At 48.8% G+C, this 20,029-nt stretch carries 16 protein-coding genes; 12 read left to right on the top strand and 4 right to left on the bottom strand.

Going from position 1 to position 20,029, the window contains the following annotated elements:
• Window positions 1-6 precede the first annotated feature (6 nt).
• The 6 genes from KXJ70_RS12670 (at window position 7) to KXJ70_RS12645 (ending at window position 8,024) form a co-directional block, all read left to right on the top strand.
• Window positions 7-2,157 (top strand): TonB-dependent receptor, encoded by a 2,151-nt coding sequence (locus KXJ70_RS12670; RefSeq protein ID WP_219043880.1) that lies wholly within the window; start codon window positions 7-9, stop codon window positions 2,155-2,157.
• Window positions 2,158-2,262: 105 nt separating this feature from the next.
• Window positions 2,263-2,667, top strand: a complete 405-nt coding sequence (locus tag KXJ70_RS12665; protein ID WP_219043879.1) for a nuclear transport factor 2 family protein — start codon at window positions 2,263-2,265, stop codon at window positions 2,665-2,667.
• A 321-nt stretch (window positions 2,668-2,988) separates the two neighbouring features.
• Complete coding sequence (locus tag KXJ70_RS12660) at window positions 2,989-3,918, top strand: OmpA family protein (RefSeq protein ID WP_219043878.1); 930 nt, start codon at window positions 2,989-2,991, stop codon at window positions 3,916-3,918.
• 35 nt (window positions 3,919-3,953) lie between these two features.
• Window positions 3,954-5,639 (top strand): ShlB/FhaC/HecB family protein, encoded by a 1,686-nt coding sequence (locus KXJ70_RS12655; protein WP_219043877.1) that lies wholly within the window; start codon window positions 3,954-3,956, stop codon window positions 5,637-5,639.
• 775 nt (window positions 5,640-6,414) lie between these two features.
• Window positions 6,415-7,047: a TetR/AcrR family transcriptional regulator gene (locus KXJ70_RS12650; protein ID WP_369409786.1), complete on the top strand. Its 633-nt coding sequence runs from the start codon at window positions 6,415-6,417 to the stop codon at window positions 7,045-7,047.
• Window positions 7,048-7,088: 41 nt separating this feature from the next.
• Entirely contained in the window at window positions 7,089-8,024 is a 936-nt protein-coding gene (locus tag KXJ70_RS12645) for an alpha/beta hydrolase (protein ID WP_369409785.1), read from the top strand.
• 55 nt (window positions 8,025-8,079) lie between these two features.
• On the opposite strand, the gene KXJ70_RS12640 is transcribed toward KXJ70_RS12645, so the two are convergent.
• Window positions 8,080-9,219 (bottom strand): epoxide hydrolase family protein, encoded by a 1,140-nt coding sequence (locus KXJ70_RS12640; RefSeq protein ID WP_219043875.1) that lies wholly within the window; start codon window positions 9,217-9,219, stop codon window positions 8,080-8,082.
• Between the two features lie 558 nt (window positions 9,220-9,777).
• Between KXJ70_RS12640 and KXJ70_RS12635 the strand changes: the two genes are divergently transcribed.
• From KXJ70_RS12635 to eda, 5 genes are all read left to right on the top strand, one after another.
• Window positions 9,778-11,184 carry a hypothetical protein gene (locus tag KXJ70_RS12635; protein ID WP_219043874.1) on the top strand — a complete coding sequence of 469 codons (1,407 nt, stop codon included), beginning with the start codon at window positions 9,778-9,780 and terminating at the stop codon, window positions 11,182-11,184.
• Window positions 11,185-11,435: 251 nt separating this feature from the next.
• Window positions 11,436-12,398, top strand: coding sequence for an HlyD family secretion protein (locus KXJ70_RS12630; RefSeq protein ID WP_219043873.1), 963 nt, complete (start codon window positions 11,436-11,438; stop codon window positions 12,396-12,398).
• A complete protein-coding gene (locus KXJ70_RS12625; protein ID WP_219043872.1) occupies window positions 12,391-13,320 on the top strand; it encodes an ABC transporter ATP-binding protein in 930 nt (309 codons plus the stop codon). The genes KXJ70_RS12630 and KXJ70_RS12625 overlap by 8 nt, the downstream gene beginning before the upstream one ends.
• A complete protein-coding gene (locus KXJ70_RS12620) occupies window positions 13,317-14,468 on the top strand; it encodes an ABC transporter permease (RefSeq protein WP_219043871.1) in 1,152 nt (383 codons plus the stop codon). The genes KXJ70_RS12625 and KXJ70_RS12620 overlap by 4 nt, the downstream gene beginning before the upstream one ends.
• A gap of 119 nt (window positions 14,469-14,587) precedes the next feature.
• Window positions 14,588-15,208: a bifunctional 4-hydroxy-2-oxoglutarate aldolase/2-dehydro-3-deoxy-phosphogluconate aldolase gene (gene eda, locus KXJ70_RS12615; protein ID WP_219043870.1), complete on the top strand. Its 621-nt coding sequence runs from the start codon at window positions 14,588-14,590 to the stop codon at window positions 15,206-15,208.
• A 4-nt stretch (window positions 15,209-15,212) separates the two neighbouring features.
• Here the strand turns inward: eda and edd are convergent, their stop codons facing one another.
• Genes edd through zwf form a run of 3 tightly spaced genes read right to left on the bottom strand, consistent with a single transcriptional unit; the run spans window position 15,213 to window position 19,193 of the window.
• A complete protein-coding gene (gene edd / locus KXJ70_RS12610; RefSeq protein ID WP_219043869.1) occupies window positions 15,213-17,048 on the bottom strand; it encodes a phosphogluconate dehydratase in 1,836 nt (611 codons plus the stop codon).
• Entirely contained in the window at window positions 17,048-17,740 is a 693-nt protein-coding gene (gene pgl / locus KXJ70_RS12605) for a 6-phosphogluconolactonase (protein ID WP_219043868.1), read from the bottom strand. Before pgl ends, edd begins: the two co-directional genes overlap by 1 nt.
• Complete coding sequence (gene zwf / locus KXJ70_RS12600) at window positions 17,733-19,193, bottom strand: glucose-6-phosphate dehydrogenase (protein WP_219043867.1); 1,461 nt, start codon at window positions 19,191-19,193, stop codon at window positions 17,733-17,735. Before zwf ends, pgl begins: the two co-directional genes overlap by 8 nt.
• Before the next feature lie 221 nt (window positions 19,194-19,414).
• Here zwf and KXJ70_RS12595 point away from each other — a divergent pair, with 221 nt between their 5' ends.
• Window positions 19,415-20,017, top strand: a complete 603-nt coding sequence (locus KXJ70_RS12595) for a GNAT family N-acetyltransferase (RefSeq protein ID WP_219043866.1) — start codon at window positions 19,415-19,417, stop codon at window positions 20,015-20,017.
• The last annotated feature ends 12 nt before the right edge of the window (window positions 20,018-20,029 follow it).

The raw sequence follows: 20,029 nt of genomic DNA, 5'->3' as shown, positions 1-20,029 counted from the left end.
ATAAAAATGACCACTCTATATAAATCTGCAATAGCTTTGGCTGTTGCGGCATCTTTTGCAACGTCTATGACTCACGCGGAGGCTACCGCAGGCAAGGCGCTCAGTTTAGAGGAGGTGTTGGTCACCGCTGAAAAGAGAGAGCAATCCTTACAAAACACACCCATCTCTATTTTGGCATTTTCCGCCGAAAAATTGGCGCGATTTGGCGTGAGCGATTTAGGTGATATAAGCGGTCTGGCACCGAATGTGGAAATTACGCCATTTCCAATTAGTCGCAGTTCTCTGATTGTTTTTATGCGAGGGGTGGGTAATAACGACAGTCAATCAACTCAAGACCCTGCGGTAGGTGTGTATTTAGATGGCATCTATATGGCGCGGAGTATCGGGCTGACCAGTGATGTCGCCGATCTTGAAAGAATAGAGGTGTTGCGAGGTCCGCAAGGCACTTTATACGGGCGAAACACCACCGGCGGCGCGATTAATTTAATTACCGCTAAGCCGGCAGACGAGGCCGGGATTAGTCAAACCGTGAGTCGTGGCAATCGGAGTTACTGGAAGTCACTCACAAAAATAGAAACGGGCAAAGTCGGCGATGTCGCGGCTAAATTAACCTATTTGCGCTCGGCCCATGAGGGCTGGGTCAAAAATGCCGGTCCGGGTAAAAACTTTGGTGAAGAAGAAAAGTCCGCCGGACGTTTTGCACTGCGCTGGGATGTTAATGACGCGATCTCGGTAGATTATGCCTACGACTTTTCAGAAATAGACGGACCACAGCATTATTATCAACCTATTGCTGGCGTGTCGCCAAATCCCGCCGTACCAGCAAGTGGCAGTCGCAACGGCAGTGGTCAGTGGTTTGGTGGGGTATTGCCGAGTAACACAGAAATCAGTGGCCACAGTTTGATTGTGAGCTTAGAAACCTCGGTTGGGGTATTGAAATCAATTAGCGCTTACCGCGAGTTAAATGAATTAATAGTCCAGGATTACAACGCGGGTACACCGGGTTTTCGCGTAAACGTAGATGTTGATCAAGAGCAGTTTTCGCAAGAGCTTCAGTTGGTTGGGGACTACGGCTCAGAATTTAATTACGTGGCGGGACTGTATTATTTCATAGAGAAGGGCAATGAACTTGAGTCTGATACGTTTGCAGGATTTCCTTTAGAGGGTCGCCAAGTCATTTCAGAGAGTGAAGCTCAGGCAATTTATGGTCAGGTGACGTGGTCACCTTCTGCCTTAGACCACCGCTTGGATATCACCTTGGGTGGGCGCTATACCGCCGATGATCGCTCTGCCGATAAAACCAGTATTACCTTTGTTGGTGGAGCGCAGTCGGGGAGTGAAAGCTGGAGCCATTTTAATCCCAGTTTAACCCTGGATTATGCATGGACTGATACCTTAAGCACCTACGGTAAGGTAGTCAGCGGCTACAAGTCAGGCGGCTTTAATGTGCGTAGTACCGAAGCCGGTTTTCAGCCACCCTTTGATGAAGAGAATATCTTGTCGTATGAGCTGGGTTTGAAGTCGACTTGGCTTGATCGTCGAATCAGCTTTAATGCCGCCGTGTTCCACGCAAAATACACCGATATGCAGCTTCAGCAAATAACGAATAATGCGACGATCTTCTTAACAGATGTGTTTAATGTGGGTGAAGCTAAGGTAGATGGTTTTGAATTTGACCTAATGGCAGTCGTGGTCGAAGGTTTAACATTGCAAGCGTCCTACGGCTATACCGATGCGGATTTTGTTGAGTATATTGATCAGCGTCCAACTGCGCCGACATTTGGCCAGGATGTCTCGGATCGGGCTGTTATGCCTTATGCGCCGGAGCAATCATTCACAGTGGGCTTGGATTACGAAAAGCCGATCAGTATAGGTGTTCTTCAAGCGTCGGTGGACTACAACTGGCGTGACGAGCGCTATGGCACCGCGTTTAATGACGATTTACAGGGTTTTTTCCTGGATGATAACGGCATAGTTAACGCTCGTTTGGCCGTCACAGAGATTTCGATTGGTAAAGCGAACTTAGAAGTTGCCGCGTGGGGGCGTAACCTAGACAGTGAAGAGTACAAAATACATTCAATCAGCCTGGGTACATATCGCAGCGCCTATTTTGGCGAGCCGAAAAGCTATGGAATAGACGTAACGCTTAGTTTCTAAGGTCTGAGCTTTTTAAGCTCAGTGCACTGTTCACTGTTCTGCCAAGTTCATGCGCCGGTATTCATACCGGCGTTTCATCATTGTAAAGACTAAAATAGGTTTGATATGGGAAATGCACAATTAGCATTAGCCGCCAGTCGTTTGTCTGGACAATACGTCGAGCAAGGTAGCAAAGCGGCGTGGCTTGATTTATTTGCAGAAGATGCCTGCGTTCAAGACCCCGTTGGGAAATCACCTTTAGATCCATCGGGACTTGGCCATATAGGCAAGGCAGCGATCGCTGATTTTTGGGATATGGTGATAGCCGCGGGTGATATAGAGTTTACTATTATGTCGTCGCATCCAGCGGGAGATGAGTGCGCCAACGTCGTGAAAATGGTCAATAACTTGCCGGGTGATATTAAAATGGAGCTTGATATGGTGGTGGTTTATACCGCAAATGGAGACGGTAAAATCACCTCCCTCAAGGCTTACTGGGATTTTGACGCAGTCCAGCAGCAGCTTAGCTGAGACTCTCTTTACACCGTTAATATCTCGCGACAAGCAAGCTCGTTCTAAAAAATGGGTCTTTGTGCCTATTAATTATATTTTATGTGTTTGATACTTGTGTAAAATCTGCGAAGCCAGCCCTGTTTTATCGGCTGGCTTTTTGCTATTTAGTGGTAATCTGGCGTCAGTAACACCTCTTGTAGGTGGTGAATAACATTGCGGTGTAATGAATTGATTTCGTTAATGTCTATAATCATTTTTATAAATGCCTGCGCATGAGTGATTAACTTGGTTTTAGTGACACGGTTTTTAATGCTAGCTCTGGTGCCCATAGTTTCAGCTATGTCATTAACTGCGCGTGCACAATTAGTAAATGTCGAGCTTTTGGGGGCGTCACTCACCGCACCGGTGAATGACGTATTAGCGGACATTAACTTACTAAGCGCCGATAGCGGTGGCATGGACTTGCTAAGTATTGAGCTGCTTGGCTCTGATGCTCTACTCGGCGTTAACCTTAGCGGTCAAGATATATTGCTGCTGGGCGCTCCTGTGGCGGGCGGTGCTGGCGTTGGCGATTTGTCAGGCCTAACAGGCGCTGTTGATGGTTCACAAGGCGCAGTGCTGGAGTTTTTGCAAGATACGGCAATGGGAGATATTAACCCGACCGTATTAACACTGTCTTTACCAGGGTCAAATGGGCAGCCAGCGTCGCCGGACGTTGATAACACAAAAGATCGGCTAACTGCCTCTAATCCTGATGTGTTGGCGGTGTTATCAGGCGACAAGCCGGGTGCTTGTATCGATAGAGATAAAGATAGCGTTTGCGACAGCGAGGACCGCTGTTTAGGTACTCCAGCGGGGGCCATTGTCTTGCCTTCTGGCTGCCACTTTGATCCCGCTAAACCGCTTGCGTTGCAGGGAGTTACCTTCGCGGCGGGCACGGCGGTACTCACTGAGTCGTCTGCCGCTACCTTGAGCAAAGTGGCGAGGATTATAAAATTTATACCGCTCAGAAAAATTGAACTCGCGGGACATACCGATGATGTTGGTAGTCTCGCTGACAACCAATTACTGTCAGAACGGCGCGCGCAAGCTGTTAAGACATATTTGGTGGCAGAAGGTGTTCCCGCAAAATTGTTAGTGGTTAAGGGTTACGGTGAGTCACAGCCTCTGATTTCCATCGACGGACTTAAAGGCAGTGCCCTCAGCAAAGCGCGTACGCACAACCGGCGAGTAGAACTGCGTTCACTTGACGGGCGGACTCAGCGCTGAATCTCGAGCCAAGATAATAGAAATTTGGAGTAAGCATGGCTATCGATTTACCACCCGTAATCCCGCCGCAGGCGTCAACCGCAGAGCGTATTGAGCAATACGCTGCGGCGCAATCGGATTCAATTATTGATGTGAAAGTTGGCGGCTACGATCTGCGAATTTCTGGAAATCGCTACCTCACTCGTGAACAAATTGACTTGATTATGGGCGTGGCTAAAACGCCTGCACAGGCCGTTAATGCCTTAAATCAAGCCTATTACCAGTTGGGCCATTTACTGGTTACGGTGTATTTTGCGCATCGCGATAACGTTATTTATGCCCACGTTATAAATGGTCATTTATCGGCAATAAAGGCGCCAGAAAGTATATCTCCCTATTTTTCGGGATTAATAGGTGATCAGGATTTAACACGCACTGAATTTGATACCAAGCGGGTCTTAGCCAATCTAAAAAGTGATCGTGCCGGTTTAAACTACGCGGTTACCTACCAGCTTTCAGAGGATCCAACTGCATTTACTATCGTGCTAACAGAAGCAAAAAAAGAAGACCACGATAGTACGGATCTAAGTCTAAGCGCCAATAATTTCGGTAATCGGTTCTTGGGCCGTTACTTTGCCAATGCAGGCTTAAAACACGATTTTGAGAGTGGCGTGGAAGCCTCGCTTTCCTATGACCGTGCACTGACGGAGTTCGGTGAAGTGAGCGGTGGTCAATACTATAACGGCTATACATTTAAGCTAAATTATCCCAGTAGCTTTGGCCTATATGGTATTGAGGCGCGCTATATAGAATACGAACGTGATGCTGATGGCTTAGTAGCTGGCCCGAGCGCTATCGATAGTCTGTTGTGCACGATTCCCTTGGTTTGCGAGTTGACAGGTGGTTTGGGCTTAAGTATTGGCGGAGGGACAACTGAGCAGGTCGGGTTGCGTTTGGTTGCTGAGGCAACGACGATTGCTCTTACCGGTGAACAGGTGGTCAGTAGTGATGCGCTGCATCGTTTCACGGTCTCTCAGCGTTTGGAAAAAGTAGATAGCGTGATTGATATAGAGGGGTTCGGCAACGTACTTGATGAGCCCCAAACAAGCCTGGAACTTGGCCTAAAATATAATCAGTTAATTCGTCTGTTTGGCGTGGGCAGTCAAATCACCGCTCAGGGTTTCGTCGAGGCTGGCTTAGAGTCAGATGCTGGAACGCTAAGCACAGATACCCGTGAAGGTGTGGTCGCTACTGGCCGTCGGACCGGTGAGTATTTGTTGTTTAAACCTCGCTTCGGCCTCAAAATGGCGGTGAGTGATTGGGTCACACTGAAGGCAGACGTCATCGCGCAATTCTCGAATGACGAGCAACTGCCCCTGCAGCAACAGTTTTTCTTGGGGGGCGCGGCGGGGCTAAACGCGTATTTGCCCGGTGTATTGGTAGGTGATTCAGGTAGTTATACTAAGTTAGCCTTTGAAAGTAATGGCTTGCCATTATTTGGCATGACCGTTACGCCGGCAGTCTATGTGGAGCATGGCCAAGCATGGTTCGAAAATGCCGCTGGTGAGGCCGGCAATACGCGCGCAATTGCCGATGCTGGACTTAGTGTAAAGGCTGAGCTAGGTAAATATTTTGTCACTGAAATAGTCGCTGCCAAGCCGGTTTATGATGACAATTTGGATGAGGATTCCTTGTCGCAGCTTGAAGTTGATTTTTACTGGCGTCTATCCCTCACTTTCTAAATCTGATTTTTTAATCAGTCCGTGTTTAGAGCTGCTTTCGTAAACCGCTTTTTACGTGTCTCTCTGGTATCTGCGGTCATGGGATTTTGATGGGATACTTTTCCCATACTTACTATCCGCATATTAATTGAGGCTTGCTTATGGCTGTCCAACCACTGGTAGGGAGTAGGTGAATTGCGCTTGAAAGCGCAATTTAAAAACTAATCGTCTAGGCGGGGAATGTAGCATAGATGCTCGCGGTAAATTTGATTATCGTTGAATTCCAAAGCCATCATATTTGATTTTTTATGGCGAATACTTCTTTTGTGTTTGATCTTGAGTATTTGCGTTTTGATGGTATATCTCGGCAAGCAGGTCGCCGACGCGTTCAATCGTTTTAATTTAGAAGCCTAGCGCATCCCGTTCCCTCCATTACGTAAACATCGCACTACAAGGCGACAGTACCCCAAATTCAGCACTCACATCCAAGCTCCTAATATTCGAGGTGTTCATTTGATGCTAACCGCCAGATTCTAACATTTCTCAGAAAACATCATTCCGGCTGTCTCAATTATTGCACTGTTAACAATGTGGGGCGCAGGCATAAAAATGCGCTATTATTGCGGCTTGTTTGTATCGACGTTGCTGGGCAGGGTAATTAGTGAATGTGTAAACGCTTGTTTATGCTATAAAATCAGACACTGTCGATGTTGGATGTCATAGTTATTTTCACGGGTGATGCCTTTGTAAGATCTTGTTGCCGGCATCGTCCAGCGGAATATAAAGAGGTGAGGGTGTGGCAAGGAAAATAAAATCAGCGGAGGACAATACTTTGGTCAAAACACGGGCAAAACGCATGTCGCCAGAGGCGCGGCGTCAACAAATCTTGATGTGTGCGGTCGACGTGTTTGCTAAGCAGGGTATTGAAAAAGCAACTCATGCCGATATCGCCAAACTTGCCGGCGTTGCTAGTCCTACCGTATTCCACTATTTTCCTACTATTGACGATCTTCAGTCGGAAGTGATTAAAGAAGTGCGCCGCTTTTTACTAGAGGGCTTTGTTATAGTCCGCACAGATGTGGAGGCCCCCGTGCATCTGCGTGTTGAAGACATGCTGTCTTCATTTGCCAAGTCGGTCGATACGGATAGGAATTATGTAACAATTTGGCTCGAGTGGAGCGGCTCCACCAAGGGACCTATTTGGGAGCTATACAAAGAGTTTTACACTGCCACGATAGTTGCATTGCGCAAGCTACTTCTGGAAGGACGCGCTGATAATTCCATCAAACCTAGCCTGCAAGCCTCAGACGCAGCGCGTATTATCTTGGGCATGGCGCATACCATCGCTCATATGCGCTTTTGCGGAGCGACGTCAAAAACTGCTCAAAAAACGATTAATTCATTTGTCGCTGAATACATAGCACCTTGAATTTTCGCTTGAGGTAATTCCTGTAATAAATTGATTTTTTAATGGACGCTTATAAGGACGTATTGATGAAGCAAAGTATTCGCAGCCGGCTCCTGAATTTTGTACTGAGGCTAATCCGGCGTCCTATAAGAAACCACGGACAACTGATGGCACTTCGGCGACGTTTTGCAAAGCTTGACGAACGTCTTGTGGGAAATGCGGAGAGGCTTTGCCGTATCAGTCAGGTAGATTTATCTCACTGCCAGACAGATGTTTTACAAACTATCGATTTTAGCGATGATCCTATCAAGGCAAAACACGTTTTGTTATTTCATGGTGGCGCTTACTGCTTGCGTTCGCCAAATACTTATCGGTCGATGCTGGCAGGTATCTGTAACAACCTTGGTGCCATCGGTGTGCTGCCAGACTATCGTTTGGCTCCTGAGCACCCGCATCCAGCGGCCATAGAAGATTGTTTCGAGAGTTACAAAATGCTGCTAGATAAGGGAGTGGCAGCCGATCATATCGCTTTGTTGGGTGATTCAGCAGGTGGCGGGCTGGTATTATCGATTCTTGCCAAAATAAGGGAAGAAAATTTACCCATGCCGACGTCGGCGAGTCTATTTTCACCCGCTGGGGATTGGACTTTGTCGGGGGCGTCCCTTTTTCAAAATGAGGGTCGAGATCCCATGTTCCGTTTAAGTTCGTTTTTGTTTTTTCGGAGTTTATATCTAGACGGACACAATACCACTGACCCTGCTGTGTCGCCCTTACTTGCGTCTTTTAGTGGCTACCCGCCGATGTACTTCACTGCGAGCGAGACCGAGTTGCTGAGAGATGTGGCGATTGTGGGCGCCGAAAAAGCGCGGGAAGCAGGGGTTACAGTAGAAATTGATATTTGGCCTGGGCAATGTCATGACATGCAGCTGATGTCGATTTTGCCTGAAAGCAAAGTTGCACTAAACAAATTGTGCGAGTTTATTGCCAAACATTGGTAGGCGTTTGCCTTATTTAAAAGGCTAATAGGGCTCTTAGGAGCCCGATTGATCGTCACTATCGAATTTTCGCAAAACAAGCGCGCACCTCATTTACAAAAATTTCTGCTTGCTCAAAAGCGGCGAAATGGCCGCCTTTTTCAACATTGTTCCAGTGAATCAAGTTTTGATAAAGTCGCTCAACCCACTGGCGTGCAGGTCTGAATAATTCCTTCGGAAATATTGAAACACCACAAGGCATGGTGATGGGTTCTGCAAGTAGACTGTGGAAGCTTTCCCAGTAGAGTCTGGCAGACGACGCGCCACTGTTTGTGAGCCAGTAGATACTGATGTCGTCGAGCATTTGATCTCTGGAAAGTGCATCCTCAGGCCGGCCTTTGTTGTCTGTCCAGCCATGAAATTTCTCATATATCCACGCTGCTTGTGCGACGGGAGAGTCCGCTAGACCATAGCCTAATGATTGCGGCCGAGATTTTTGAATCATTGCGTAGCCGGAGTCATTGTCGAAATAATGCTTAACATCCGCCAATGCATTTTTGTCGCGCTCTGTCAGCGAAGCCATATCATCGGCGGTTGGCTGTGCTAATGCCATATTGATATGGATTGCTAGGCATTCAGGTGGTTCTATACGAGCGATAGCGGTGGTGACACCGGATCCCCAGTCTCCGCCTTGGGCAACATATTTGGAGTAACCCAAGCGAGCCATAAGCGTGATCCACGCCTGTGCAATGCGTTCTAGTCCCCAGCCTGTCGCGCTGGGTTTACCAGAGAACCCGTAGCCCGGTAGGGAGGGAATCACCAAGTGAAACGCATCTTTGGCACTGCCGCCGTGGGCAGTGGGGTTTGTCAGTGGGCCAATCACCCGCATAAACTCGAGTACGGAACCGGGCCAACCGTGGGTCATGAGCATGGGCAGAGCATTGTCGTGGGGCGAGCGAATATGCAAGAAGTGTATGTCTAATCCGTCTATTTCGGTGGTGAACTGGGGGTGGGCATTTAATTCCTGCTCACATCGGCGCCAGTCATAGCTGTGCTGCCAGTATTGGCATAGCGATTTTACTGCGCTTAACGGTGCTCCTTGGCTCCAATCATCGACGGTCTCAGCGTCGGGCCAGCGGGTGTTGGCAAGTCTGGCCTTTAGGTCGTCTAGTTGTGACTGAGGAATGTCAACTCGAAATGGTTTAATGGCTCGATCCATAGCTAAAGCTCGTCATTGGGACTGGAGATTTCTGTTTTTAGTTAGCTTGTTTATAAGTTATTTAAGCACATCTCACTTGTTATTTGGACTTTGCTTCGGCCGGAAATGCATTGCGGCATCACTCAACTACATCTCTCGGTTAGCGGCCATAGTGTCTTCTATTGCACGGCATACTTGAAGATACTTGCCATTTGTACGGCAGAGCGATCTATTATTAGGCAGGGAGCTCTCATTGCGCTGATGCTATGGGCAAATGGCTGCAGGGCAGAGCGAGCGACATTTTTTACATACCGATAGCGGGGGACTATTCGCTTATATTTGCTGGGATATAGCTGGTTATGTTGGTGTCGTGACAAGACAATCTGAATCTATTTTGCTAGTGAATGGTGCAATGTTTGCCCTCAATGTGGTCACTGCATTCAGGGGAAGTCAAAAAGTGTGAACTGCGGCACGCTTTTGTATAGGTATAAACCCGTACCATCGCAGCTCAGGATAAGCGTCAGTTAATTAAAGTTTAAGACGCTAAATGATAAAAACATTCTACAAGAGCGCGCATATATGATGAACTCACCTTTTAAGAAGACCCTTATGGCTTCGCTGATGGCCACCGCAGGTGCGGTGCAAGCGGGTCCATTTGCGGTCGTTATCTCTCCGCTTGCCGGTGCGGTGGCGGGTACCCCTTTAGACGCAGTCGTTATTCAGTTCGTTGAGATTGATAACCAACTTGGCGCGCTGTCTGGTGGTGGTATTCCTGGCTTGGATTCACTGCCAGGTTTGGATGCATTGCCAATCCCCGGTCTTGACGCTCTGCCAATTCCAGGTGCCGGTGGCGGCGGCGCGGGCGGACTGCCCGGTCTAGACGCATTGCCGATTCCTGGTTTGGATTCCTTGGCTGGCGGTGGATTACCTGGTTTAGACGCATTGCCAATCCCCGGCCTTGACGCACTGCCAATTCCTGGCTTAGGTGGCGGCGGCGCAGGCGGCGGAGTTCCCGGTCTAGATGCATTGCCAATTCCAGGTCTTGATGCTCTGCCGATTCCAGGCTTAAGTGGCGGCGGCGGTGGTGCTCCGGGTGTAGAACAATTAAGCCAATTAACACTCACAGTCGACACGGCATTGAATGATGTTGTTGGTGCGAACGGAGTTACTGACAAAGTAACCGATTTAGTTGTCGCGTTTTCGACTGCTGATATCGACACAATCAATGCAGGGTCATTCTTTGTTGGTGATCAGCTTCGTGCTACTGTCGACCATTTGACTTCTAACCTGACCGCACTCGGTGGCGGCGCTCCTATCCCTGGCTTGGACGCATTGCCTGGTCTAGATATATTGGGCGGTTTGCCAATTCCCGGCGGCGCTGACGGTGGAATTCCAAGCTTTGGCGGCTTACCGATTCCAGGTTTAGACGCACTGCCAATCCCAGGTCTTGATATGCTTGCTGCTGGTGGGCTTCCAGGCTTAGACGCATTGCCAATCCCCGGTTTAGATGCTCTGCCAATTCCTGGTGCTGGCGGCGGTGCGGCTGGTGTTCCTGGTTTAGATGCACTTCCATTTGATTTGGCGGCTGGTGCAGAGAAGCTAGGTCAACTGACCTTCGCAGTGGATACCGCGCTGGATGATCTTGGCGGCTTTGACGGTGTAACTGATAAGTTGACCGATGTTATCGATCTGTTGCCAACTGCTGATCAAGATGCGATTCAGGCTGCTGCGATGTTGATTCCTGGTCAGTTCGAGGTGTTAGCTGGCCATTTGCAGGAAAACTTGATGGCGCTGGCTGACGGCGGACTTCCAGGTCTTGACGCTCTGCCAATTCCTGGCCTAGACGCGCTGCCAATCCCAGGTGCTGGCGGCGGTGCCGGTGGCTTGCCAGGCTTGGATGCGCTTCCAATCCCAGGTCTTGATGCACTGCCAGGTTTGGATGCACTTCCAATCCCAGGTCTTGATGCACTGCCACTACCTATCTAAATGAAGGTGTGGGTTTTCCCCACAATCTCAGATAGCTTAAAGGGCCAGACCGGCAACGGTCTGGCCCTTTTTAGTTTTGCCAAACTTACATTATTCTTTATTAGTGATTTAATGTAAGTTTTACTTATTTGCTCGTAGAAACAAAATAATAAAACGGGAACAAAGCTCTGCGTCAATTCCAATCGCGTTTAACGTTTTTATAATATGTGAAGTCGATGCTTGAATCCTGGCGTTTGAATAAGGAAATAGGTATGTCGTGGCTAAAGTATATGAGTGTAATCCCGCTATTGTTCATTTTTGGCTGCGATGAAGCGTCTCAACTCGATGGTATTAGTGGTTATGTCGAAGCTGAGTATATTTACATTAGCGCTCTAGAGTCAGGTTGGATAGTTGCCAGCAGCGTAAATCAGGGCGATGTTGTTGAAACAGGTCAAGTACTCTTCGAGCTTGATAAAGATCGGCAGCGCTTTGATTTAGATGAAGTGAAAATGCGAGCTGCGCAGGCAGAGGCGCACTACCGTGATTTAGCCACCGGCGCCCGGCCTGACGAAATTAATCGCTTAGATGCACAGCGTAAAGAGGCAGTCGCTGCAAGATCCTTAGCCGATGTGGAGAGGCGTCGTATAGAGTCGCTGCGCAAAAAAGGGCTTACTGCACAGGCGACGGTAGATAAAGCGATTACGGAGTTTAATGCCGCCGACGCGCGGCTCGATAATATTGACGCCCAAATCCGACTCGCGAAATTGGCATCCCGCGAAAACGCTGTGTCGGCCGCACTGGCAGCATTTAAAACGACCCAGGCAAACGTTGATCGCGCACAGTGGCGTTTGGAACAGCGGACGGTGCTTGCGCCTCGAGCTGGCCGTGTTGAACAGGTCTATTTTCGCAAAGGTGAACAAATATCGGCAGGTTCACCTGCCTTAGCCTTACTTCCGAACGATGCCTTAAAAGTACGCTTTTTTGTGCCGCAAAGTGAGTTACCTCGTTTTTCTGCGGGAGTCCAGTTGAGCATAAAGCAGGACGGCGTAGCTGAGCCAGTGAGTGCCACAGTTACCTATGTTGCCAGCCAAACAGAATACACTCCGCCGGTGATTTACAGCGTTGCGTCGCGACAAAAGCTGGTTTTTCTTATTGAAGCTAGATTGCCCTCAGCAAGTGGCTTGCATGCAGGCCAGCCGGTCGATGTGTTTTTGCAGGCAGCGAGTCATGACTGAGCTGGCTATCGATGTGAGCGGTTTGAGTAAGCACTTTGGCAATAAAATAGCGGTAAACAAAGTAGATTTACATCTGCCTAAAGGACAAGTCTGGGGATTTCTTGGCCCGAATGGTTCAGGTAAAACCACCACCATAAGAATGCTTTGCGGACTCCTCAAGGCGACCGAGGGGGAGGGGAACTGTCTAGGGCTTGATTTGCGCAAAGACGCCGAGTTAATTCGTCGCCACACTGGGTATATGACGCAGAGATTCTCGTTTTGGAACGAGTTAACTGTGCGCGAAAATCTTGAGTTCGTGGCCAGAATTTACGAGCTTAAAAATCGTCGTCGCTCTGTTAACGATACATTAGAGGTTTTGGGTTTAGCGCATCGCCAGCATCAATTGGCAGACGCCTTGTCTGGTGGTTGGAAGCAGCGTTTGGCCTTGGCTGCAGTTACGATGCATAAACCAGAATTACTTCTTTTAGATGAGCCTACAGCTGGTGTAGACCCTCAGGCCCGCCGCGATTTTTGGGATCAAATTCACCGGCTGTCAAATAACGGTATGACAGTATTGGTGTCTACGCACTATATGGATGAGGCGGAGCGCTGTGATCACATTGTGTATCTTGCCCATGGCAACTTAATTACCGAAGGCACCGTGCCCGACATTATCGATCAATCTGGTCTGATCAGTTTCCGTGCTGAGGGGGTGGGTGTAAGGGCTTTAGAACCGCGAATTAAAAAATTGCCAGGGGTTGAGTATGCCGCCTATTTTGCCGCCGGTTTACATATTTGCGGGCACGATCGATCGCTGCTGGAGCGGGCGGTGAATTCTGTCGCGATGGATGGCTATCACTGGCAGGAAATTCGTCCGAGCTTAGAAGATGTATTTATTGCCTTGATGGAGCAGACCGGCGCTGATCGGCGGAGTCACACATGAACAGTAAGCGACATCGTAAAAGCCTAAATTTCGCTAGAATAAATGCCGTGTTTATAAAAGAACTTATCCAGATGCGGCGTGATCGACTGACATTTGCGGTGATGTTAGCAATTCCAATTTTGGAGCTGGTGCTATTTGGTTATGCGATAAATACGGATCCAAAACACTTGCCTACCGCGGTGCACGCTGAAGAATTTACACCACAAGTGCGCAGCCTTATTGCGGGTTTAGTTAATTCTGAATATTTCGATGTAAGTACCAATATATCCGATGCGAGAGACGGGGAGCATTTACTTGCCAGCGGTGAGGTGGTATTTGTCATCGAAATTCCCAGCGGATTTACCGAGCGGCTTATCCGCGGAGAACGACCTCAGTTGCTGGTCGCGGCCGATGCAAGTGATCCGGTTGCTGCGTCAAACGCCCTTGCTCGCATGAATACCATCGTAAATAGAGCGCTAATCAAGGATTTTACTGGGGCGCTATCCTATTTAAAGTCGGAGCTTGGATCCGTTGATTTAGTGCTTCACCCGAGATACAACCCCGAGGGTATCACCCAATACAATATTGTCCCCGGTTTGCTCGGCGTTATTTTAACAATGACCTTGGTGATGATTACCGGTGTGGCCATGACGCGGGAAACCGAGCGCGGTACCATGGAAAACCTCCTCGCTATGCCGGGATCACCGTTTGAAGTGATGGTTGGTAAAATCCTACCTTTCTTAGGTGTCGGCGCAGTGCAGACAGTCATAGTGTTATTAGTGGCACATTGGCTATTTGCGGTTCCGTTCGTAGGTAGTATCAGTCTGTTGTTAGTGAGTGTGGCGCTGTTTATTGTTGCCAATTTGGCACTCGGTTTTACTTTTTCAACCATTGCAAAAACGCAAATTCAGGCTATGCAATTAACGGTGTTTTTCTTTTTGCCATCGATGCTGTTGTCGGGTTTTATGTTCCCATTTCGCGGTATGCCCATGTGGGCGCAGGTGATTGGAGAGGTGCTGCCCTTAACGCATTTTTTGCGGGTAGTGCGGGGCATTATGTTAAAAGGCGCGCAGTTTAATGATTTGAGAATCGATTTAGCCGCAATTGCAGCATTTATGGTTGTGGTGGTATTTATCGCCATGCTTCGCTACAAACGCACCCTCGATTAAGTCTCAATTTCTTTGAAAATTGCACCTAGTGCCGTGTAGAGTGGGGCGAGTAATAAACCAGTGCTGCCTACTTTCAGGAATTATAAATTAAGAGTGGAAGCGCTCATCAGGAGTAGCTTATGAACGACGCATTGAGAATTCTACATCGCGCCGCGCCGGTCATGCCGGTCGCGCACTTCCAAAACTTGGATCACGCACAGGCCTGCGCTGAACTGTTTGCCGAAGCGAAAGTGCCTACAGTAGAAGTTACCTTGCGCCACCCTCAGGCGTGGCAAATGGTGAAAATATTTAAAGACATCATGCCCTTCGCCAAAATTGGCGTGGGAACAGTGGTGAATCGGCGGCAAATGTTGCGCGCAGCTGATGAAGCGGATTTTGTCATTAGCCCTGGGTTTTCCGCTGAGTTATCAATTTTAGCGAGAAAAACCCTTACCCCTTACATTCCCGGTATTGCGACAGCCAGCGAATTAATGGCCGCTATGAATGAAGAACATAGGGTGTTTAAGTGCTTTCCCGCGGCTGCCATTGGCGGTGTGGCACTAATAAAAGCTTTGTCGGCGCCTTTTCCTGATGTTACTTTTTGTCCAACTGGCGGTATTTCTCCATCCAATTATCAGGAGTATTTGGCTTTAGAGTCGGTGGCCTGTGTTGGTGGCAGCTGGATTGTTCCCAGCGAAGACGCCTTGAATAAAGACCTCGCCGGATTCTTGGCGATGCTTAAAGATCTTTATGCAAGCTAGTAGGTCAATTTAGGAAGGTGGCAGCACCTTCCTCTGCTGTGCCGACATTGGCGCGCAGTCCGGCGAAAAGGTCGCGGCCGTAATTGTCACTTGCCGGTGCTGGGTGAAAGTCAGCCGCCTCGCGTTGCGACAATTCTTCTACTGACAGTAATATCTCTAGTGTCTCTTTTTCCGCATCTAGAATAAGCATGTCGCCATTTTGAATTTTTGCGATTGGGCCACCAGCTAAGGCTTCAGGGTAGAGGTGGATCGCTGCCGGAATTTTACCCGAGGCGCCAGACATACGACCATCTGTGACCAGAGCCACTTTAAATCCGCGCTCCTGCAAAATGCCAAGGTAAGGTGTCAGTTTGTGTAGCTCTGGCATTCCGTTGGCCTTAGGCCCTTGGAAACGCACTACAGCAACAAAATCTCGCTCTAGCTCACCCTTATCAAAGGCGAGTTTTAAATCTTCTTGATTCTCAAATACCAGGGCGGGGGCCTCAATATATCGATGTTCAGGCTTTACAGCTGACACTTTGATAATACTTCGGCCAAGTTTGCCCGTCAGTAATTTCATCCCACCGTGTGGATCAAAGGGTTTATTGGCTGGGCGCAGAACGTCTAAATCAGCACTGGCGGTTGGGCTTTCTTGCCAGTTAATTGCGCCGCCGTTTAGGCTTGGTGCTTGGCTATAACATTGTAAGCCCTTACCCCACACCGTGTTGACGTCGGCATGTAGCAGGCCAGCAGCAATTAATTCTGCGATCACATATCCCGTGCCGCCGGCGGCGTGAAAATGATTCACGTCGGCTTTGCCGTTTGGATAAATTCGACACAGTAGGGGAGTGGCATCAGACAGCTCGGCATAATCCTGCCAGTCGATAATGATGCCGGCTGCCCTTGCAATCGCGATCCAGTGAATACTGTGATTGGTTGAGCCCCCTGTGGCTAATAATGTGACGATAGCGTTCACCAAACTCCGTTCATCGACAACGTCGCATAGGGGCGTGTAATTCGGTGTTAAGGCGGTGATTTTGCATACTTGTTGGGCGGCAGCGCGGGTAAGTTCTTGTCTTAAAGCACCATTGGGCGGGACAAACGCCGTGCCTGGCACATGCAGTCCCATGGCTTCCATCAGCATTTGATTACTATTTGCCGTACCGTAAAACGTGCACGTCCCCTCTCCATGGTAGGCGCTGGCCTCAGCCTCTAATAATTCTTCACGGCCCACTTTGCCTTCGGCATACAGTTGTCGAATGTTGGCTTTGTCGTCATTGCTTAGTCCCGTGGACATTGGGCCTGCAGGTACCATTATCAGTGGTAAATGACCAAAACTGAGGGCGCCCATTAATAACCCTGGGACAATTTTGTCACATACACCTAAGCAAAGGACGCCATCAAACATATTGTGGGTCAGCGCGATGGCGGTACTCATTGCGATTGTGTCGCGACTAAACAGACTTAATTCCATACCCTCAGCACCTTGGGTGACGCCGTCACACATCGCCGGTGTGCCGCCCGCAAATTGCGCGGTGCAGCCGAGCTCGGTAACCGCTTTGCGGATAATGTCTGGGTAGTTTTCCAGTGGTTTATGGGCCGACAGCATATCGTTGTAGGCGCTGACAATGCCGATATTAGCAGCCTCTTCAAGGCGGATACGCTGTTTATCGTCTTGGCTACAGGCAGCAAAGCCATGTGCTAAATTGCTGCATGAGAGCTGTCCGCGCTGCGTCCCCTTGCGGCGCATGCTTTGGCATTTATCTAGATAGGCTTTGCGGCTAGCGACACTGCGCAGGCGAATACGCTCGGTAACCTTAGCAACAATCGGATGTAAGGGTATTTGCTTGGTAGATGTCATTATGGGGCCCAGTAAATATCGACTGGCACTTGCTGCTGGTGCAAGACCATAGAAATTGGATAATCGGCGTTTTGAGCCAAGGCTTCTTCAAGAACATCGCGCTTGGCTTTGCCGCTAATGTGTATAACTATTTTTTCGCTGTTAAAGACCGCTGACGGAGATAACGTAATTCTGGGGTAGGGCGCGGCGCCAGGATGCACGGCAAAGCAATGCTGGGTGTGCGCTGAGCACAGCTGTTGATATTCGGGGGCATCGTGAAACCATGAGGCGGTGTGGCCGTCGTCACCCATACCAAGGTGCACAATGCTTAGCGGCCAATTTAATTCATCGAGTTGTTCTTCAAGAATAAACTGGCCATCAACCGCGTTATCGGCCTCGTTCTTCAATGGAAGATAATGACACGCAGTGGCTTCCTTTAGCAGCGTACTCCGCAACATGGCGTCATTGCTATTGCTGTGGTCAAGAGCTACCCAGCGTTCGTCCACTAGCAATGCGTGTACGGCTGACCAATCTAGCTCCTCTTTACCTAGTAGGCTCAGCATATTTTTCGGTGTTGACCCACCCGATACCGCCAAGCTCGCATGCCCGTGATTGTGTATGGCAGTGCGCAGCGTATTGGCAATATCGCGGCTAAGTAGCTGGTCCATTTCTTCGCGATTTGGCAGCAAAATTAATTTTGGTTTTTTATTCATGCCAGCTCCTACCATATTTTTCAGGCAGGGCGAGGGACGCATTTGGCCCCATCGTTCCTGCCGAGTAAGGCTTGGTTTTTATACCGGCGTTGTGCCAAGCATCAATAATACTGTCTACCCAGGCCCAGCAGGCTTCGACTTCATCGCGTCGCATAAACAGTGTTTGATCGCCTTCCAGTACATCCAACAGCAATCGTTCGTAGGCTTCATGTGCATGTAATTCATCGTGTAGGTCGGCGTCTAGGTTTAACTCCACCTGTTCTAATTTTAATTGTCTGCCGAGCCCTGGCTTTTTATTCACCTTGTACAGGGTAATGTTTTCCTCTGGTTGTAAGCGTATAACTAATTTATTCGGCAGGTCGTTGGGGTCTCCCTCAAACAGGCTGAATGGATGCTTTTTTAACTCGACAATAATTTCTGAGTAACGCCGCGCTAAACGTTTGCCGGTGCGGAGATAGAAGGGCGTGCCCTCCCATCGCCAGTTGTGAACATCGGCTTGCAAGGCAACAAATGTCTCGGTGTTGTTACTATCTTCAAATCCTGTTTCATCTAAAAATGCCGCTACTGGAGAGGCGTTGACTGCGCCTGCAGTATATTGCCCCCGCACGGTTTTAGCTTTTACATTGTCAGCGGTGATCGGTCGCAGTGCCTGGAGTACTTTTACCTTTTCATCGCGAATGGTATCCGCCCGCAAATTGGCGGGAGGTTCCATGGCAACTAAGCAGAGCAATTGCAGAATGTGGTTTTGCACCATATCTCGCAGCGCACCAGTTTTAGCATAGAAGTCACCGCGGCCCTCAACACCAATATCTTCTGCGACGGTAATTTGAATATTGTCGATATACTGGCTATTCCAGAGCGGGCCAAAGAGGGCGTTGCCGAAACGGAGTACCAGTAAGTTTTGAACGGTTTCTTTGCCTAAGTAGTGATCGATCCGAAAGATGTTCCTCTCAGGGAAGACCTGCAAGACTTCGTGATTAATCTCTGTGCAACTTGCGAGATCGTTGCCAAGGGGTTTTTCCAATACGACCCTTGATTCTGCGCTGACTACACCGATGCTGTGTAAATTACGACAAATGCTGTTGTATAGTGTGGAGGAAGTCGCCAGATAGAAAACGGCCTTGCTATCGGGGTGCCTGTGAATCGCCTCCGCTAAGCTGTGGTAATCCTTTAGGCTGTTTACGTCTAGGCTGATGAAATGTAGCTTGGCAGAGAATATTTGCCAGTGCTGCTCATCCCAAAAATGGGGAGGCAGAAATTCACGCATTTTCTCTTTCACTGCGGCGCGGTATTCTTCGTCGCTGCTTTCGCCACGGCCGAGGGCGATGATGGCGCGCACATCATCTATTAAACCTTCGCGCTGCAGTTTATATAGGGCGGGCTGCAGTTTTCTCAAAGCGAGATCGCCGGTACCGCCAAAGATAATAAGTTGTGAAGATTGAGTGTTGCTCATCGCCATTCTCTATATACGTAAAATGAGGCTGGTGACAAATTTTCTACATTGAATACCGGAGGGCTGTGGCAGTATTTGTTAGAAAATTTGCCTTAGCGTTGTTTGAGCATAGAGGTTTTAGAAAAATTTTAATACCACTGTTCGGTATTTTTTAAGCAGTAGTTGAATATGGGGTTGTGCTAAAAACACGGCGATTCACTAGCAATGGTTAGGGGCAATTTATGGCTATACGAATAGCACAAAGTAGCGACAGCATACAGGCAGGCCCGCTGATATATTCATCGGGGCCAGTCGCTTTTGAATATATATTCAGTCGCAAGCACGGTCCGACGATTGGCGATTTCTTGGTTGCCGAGTTTGCGCACGGTGCAACAATGTTTAGTCACCGCCACCACCATGTATATGAACTTGAAGGTGATGTGGTTGGCAGTATAGCTAGTTTCGATGCGTCCAGTCACGGCGGCACATTTTTGGCGAACGCGCGCGCTATTTTTCGTCACTATGGTTTGCGCGGTATTGTCAAAGGACTGATTTTTGAGCTTCGGCTAGTAAAGGCTCCGCGTAAAGCTTGTTTATACCTTTGTCATATCGCGGTTCGTGAGGATTGTCGCGGCAAAGGCGTTGCTGCGCAAATGATCAACTTTATGGCGGCTAAAGCGCGCGGTGGACATTACCGCTATCTCAGCTTGGATGTGGCCGAGCAAAACAGCAATGCGCTGCGCTTGTATGAGCAGATGGGATTTAAAGTGCGGGTAAGAAATAAGAGCTATAACAAAATTCTGGACAATCATCTGTACATGGAGCTAGATCTCGACGCGGATTAACGCCAAGTAAAA

Origin of the sequence: Zhongshania aquimaris, assembly GCF_019312595.1 — a bacterium.
GTDB lineage: Bacteria > Pseudomonadota > Gammaproteobacteria > Pseudomonadales > Spongiibacteraceae > Spongiibacter > Spongiibacter aquimaris.
The sequence above is the reverse complement of the archived record's forward strand: the minus strand, read 5'-3'. Positions and strand labels throughout refer to the sequence as shown.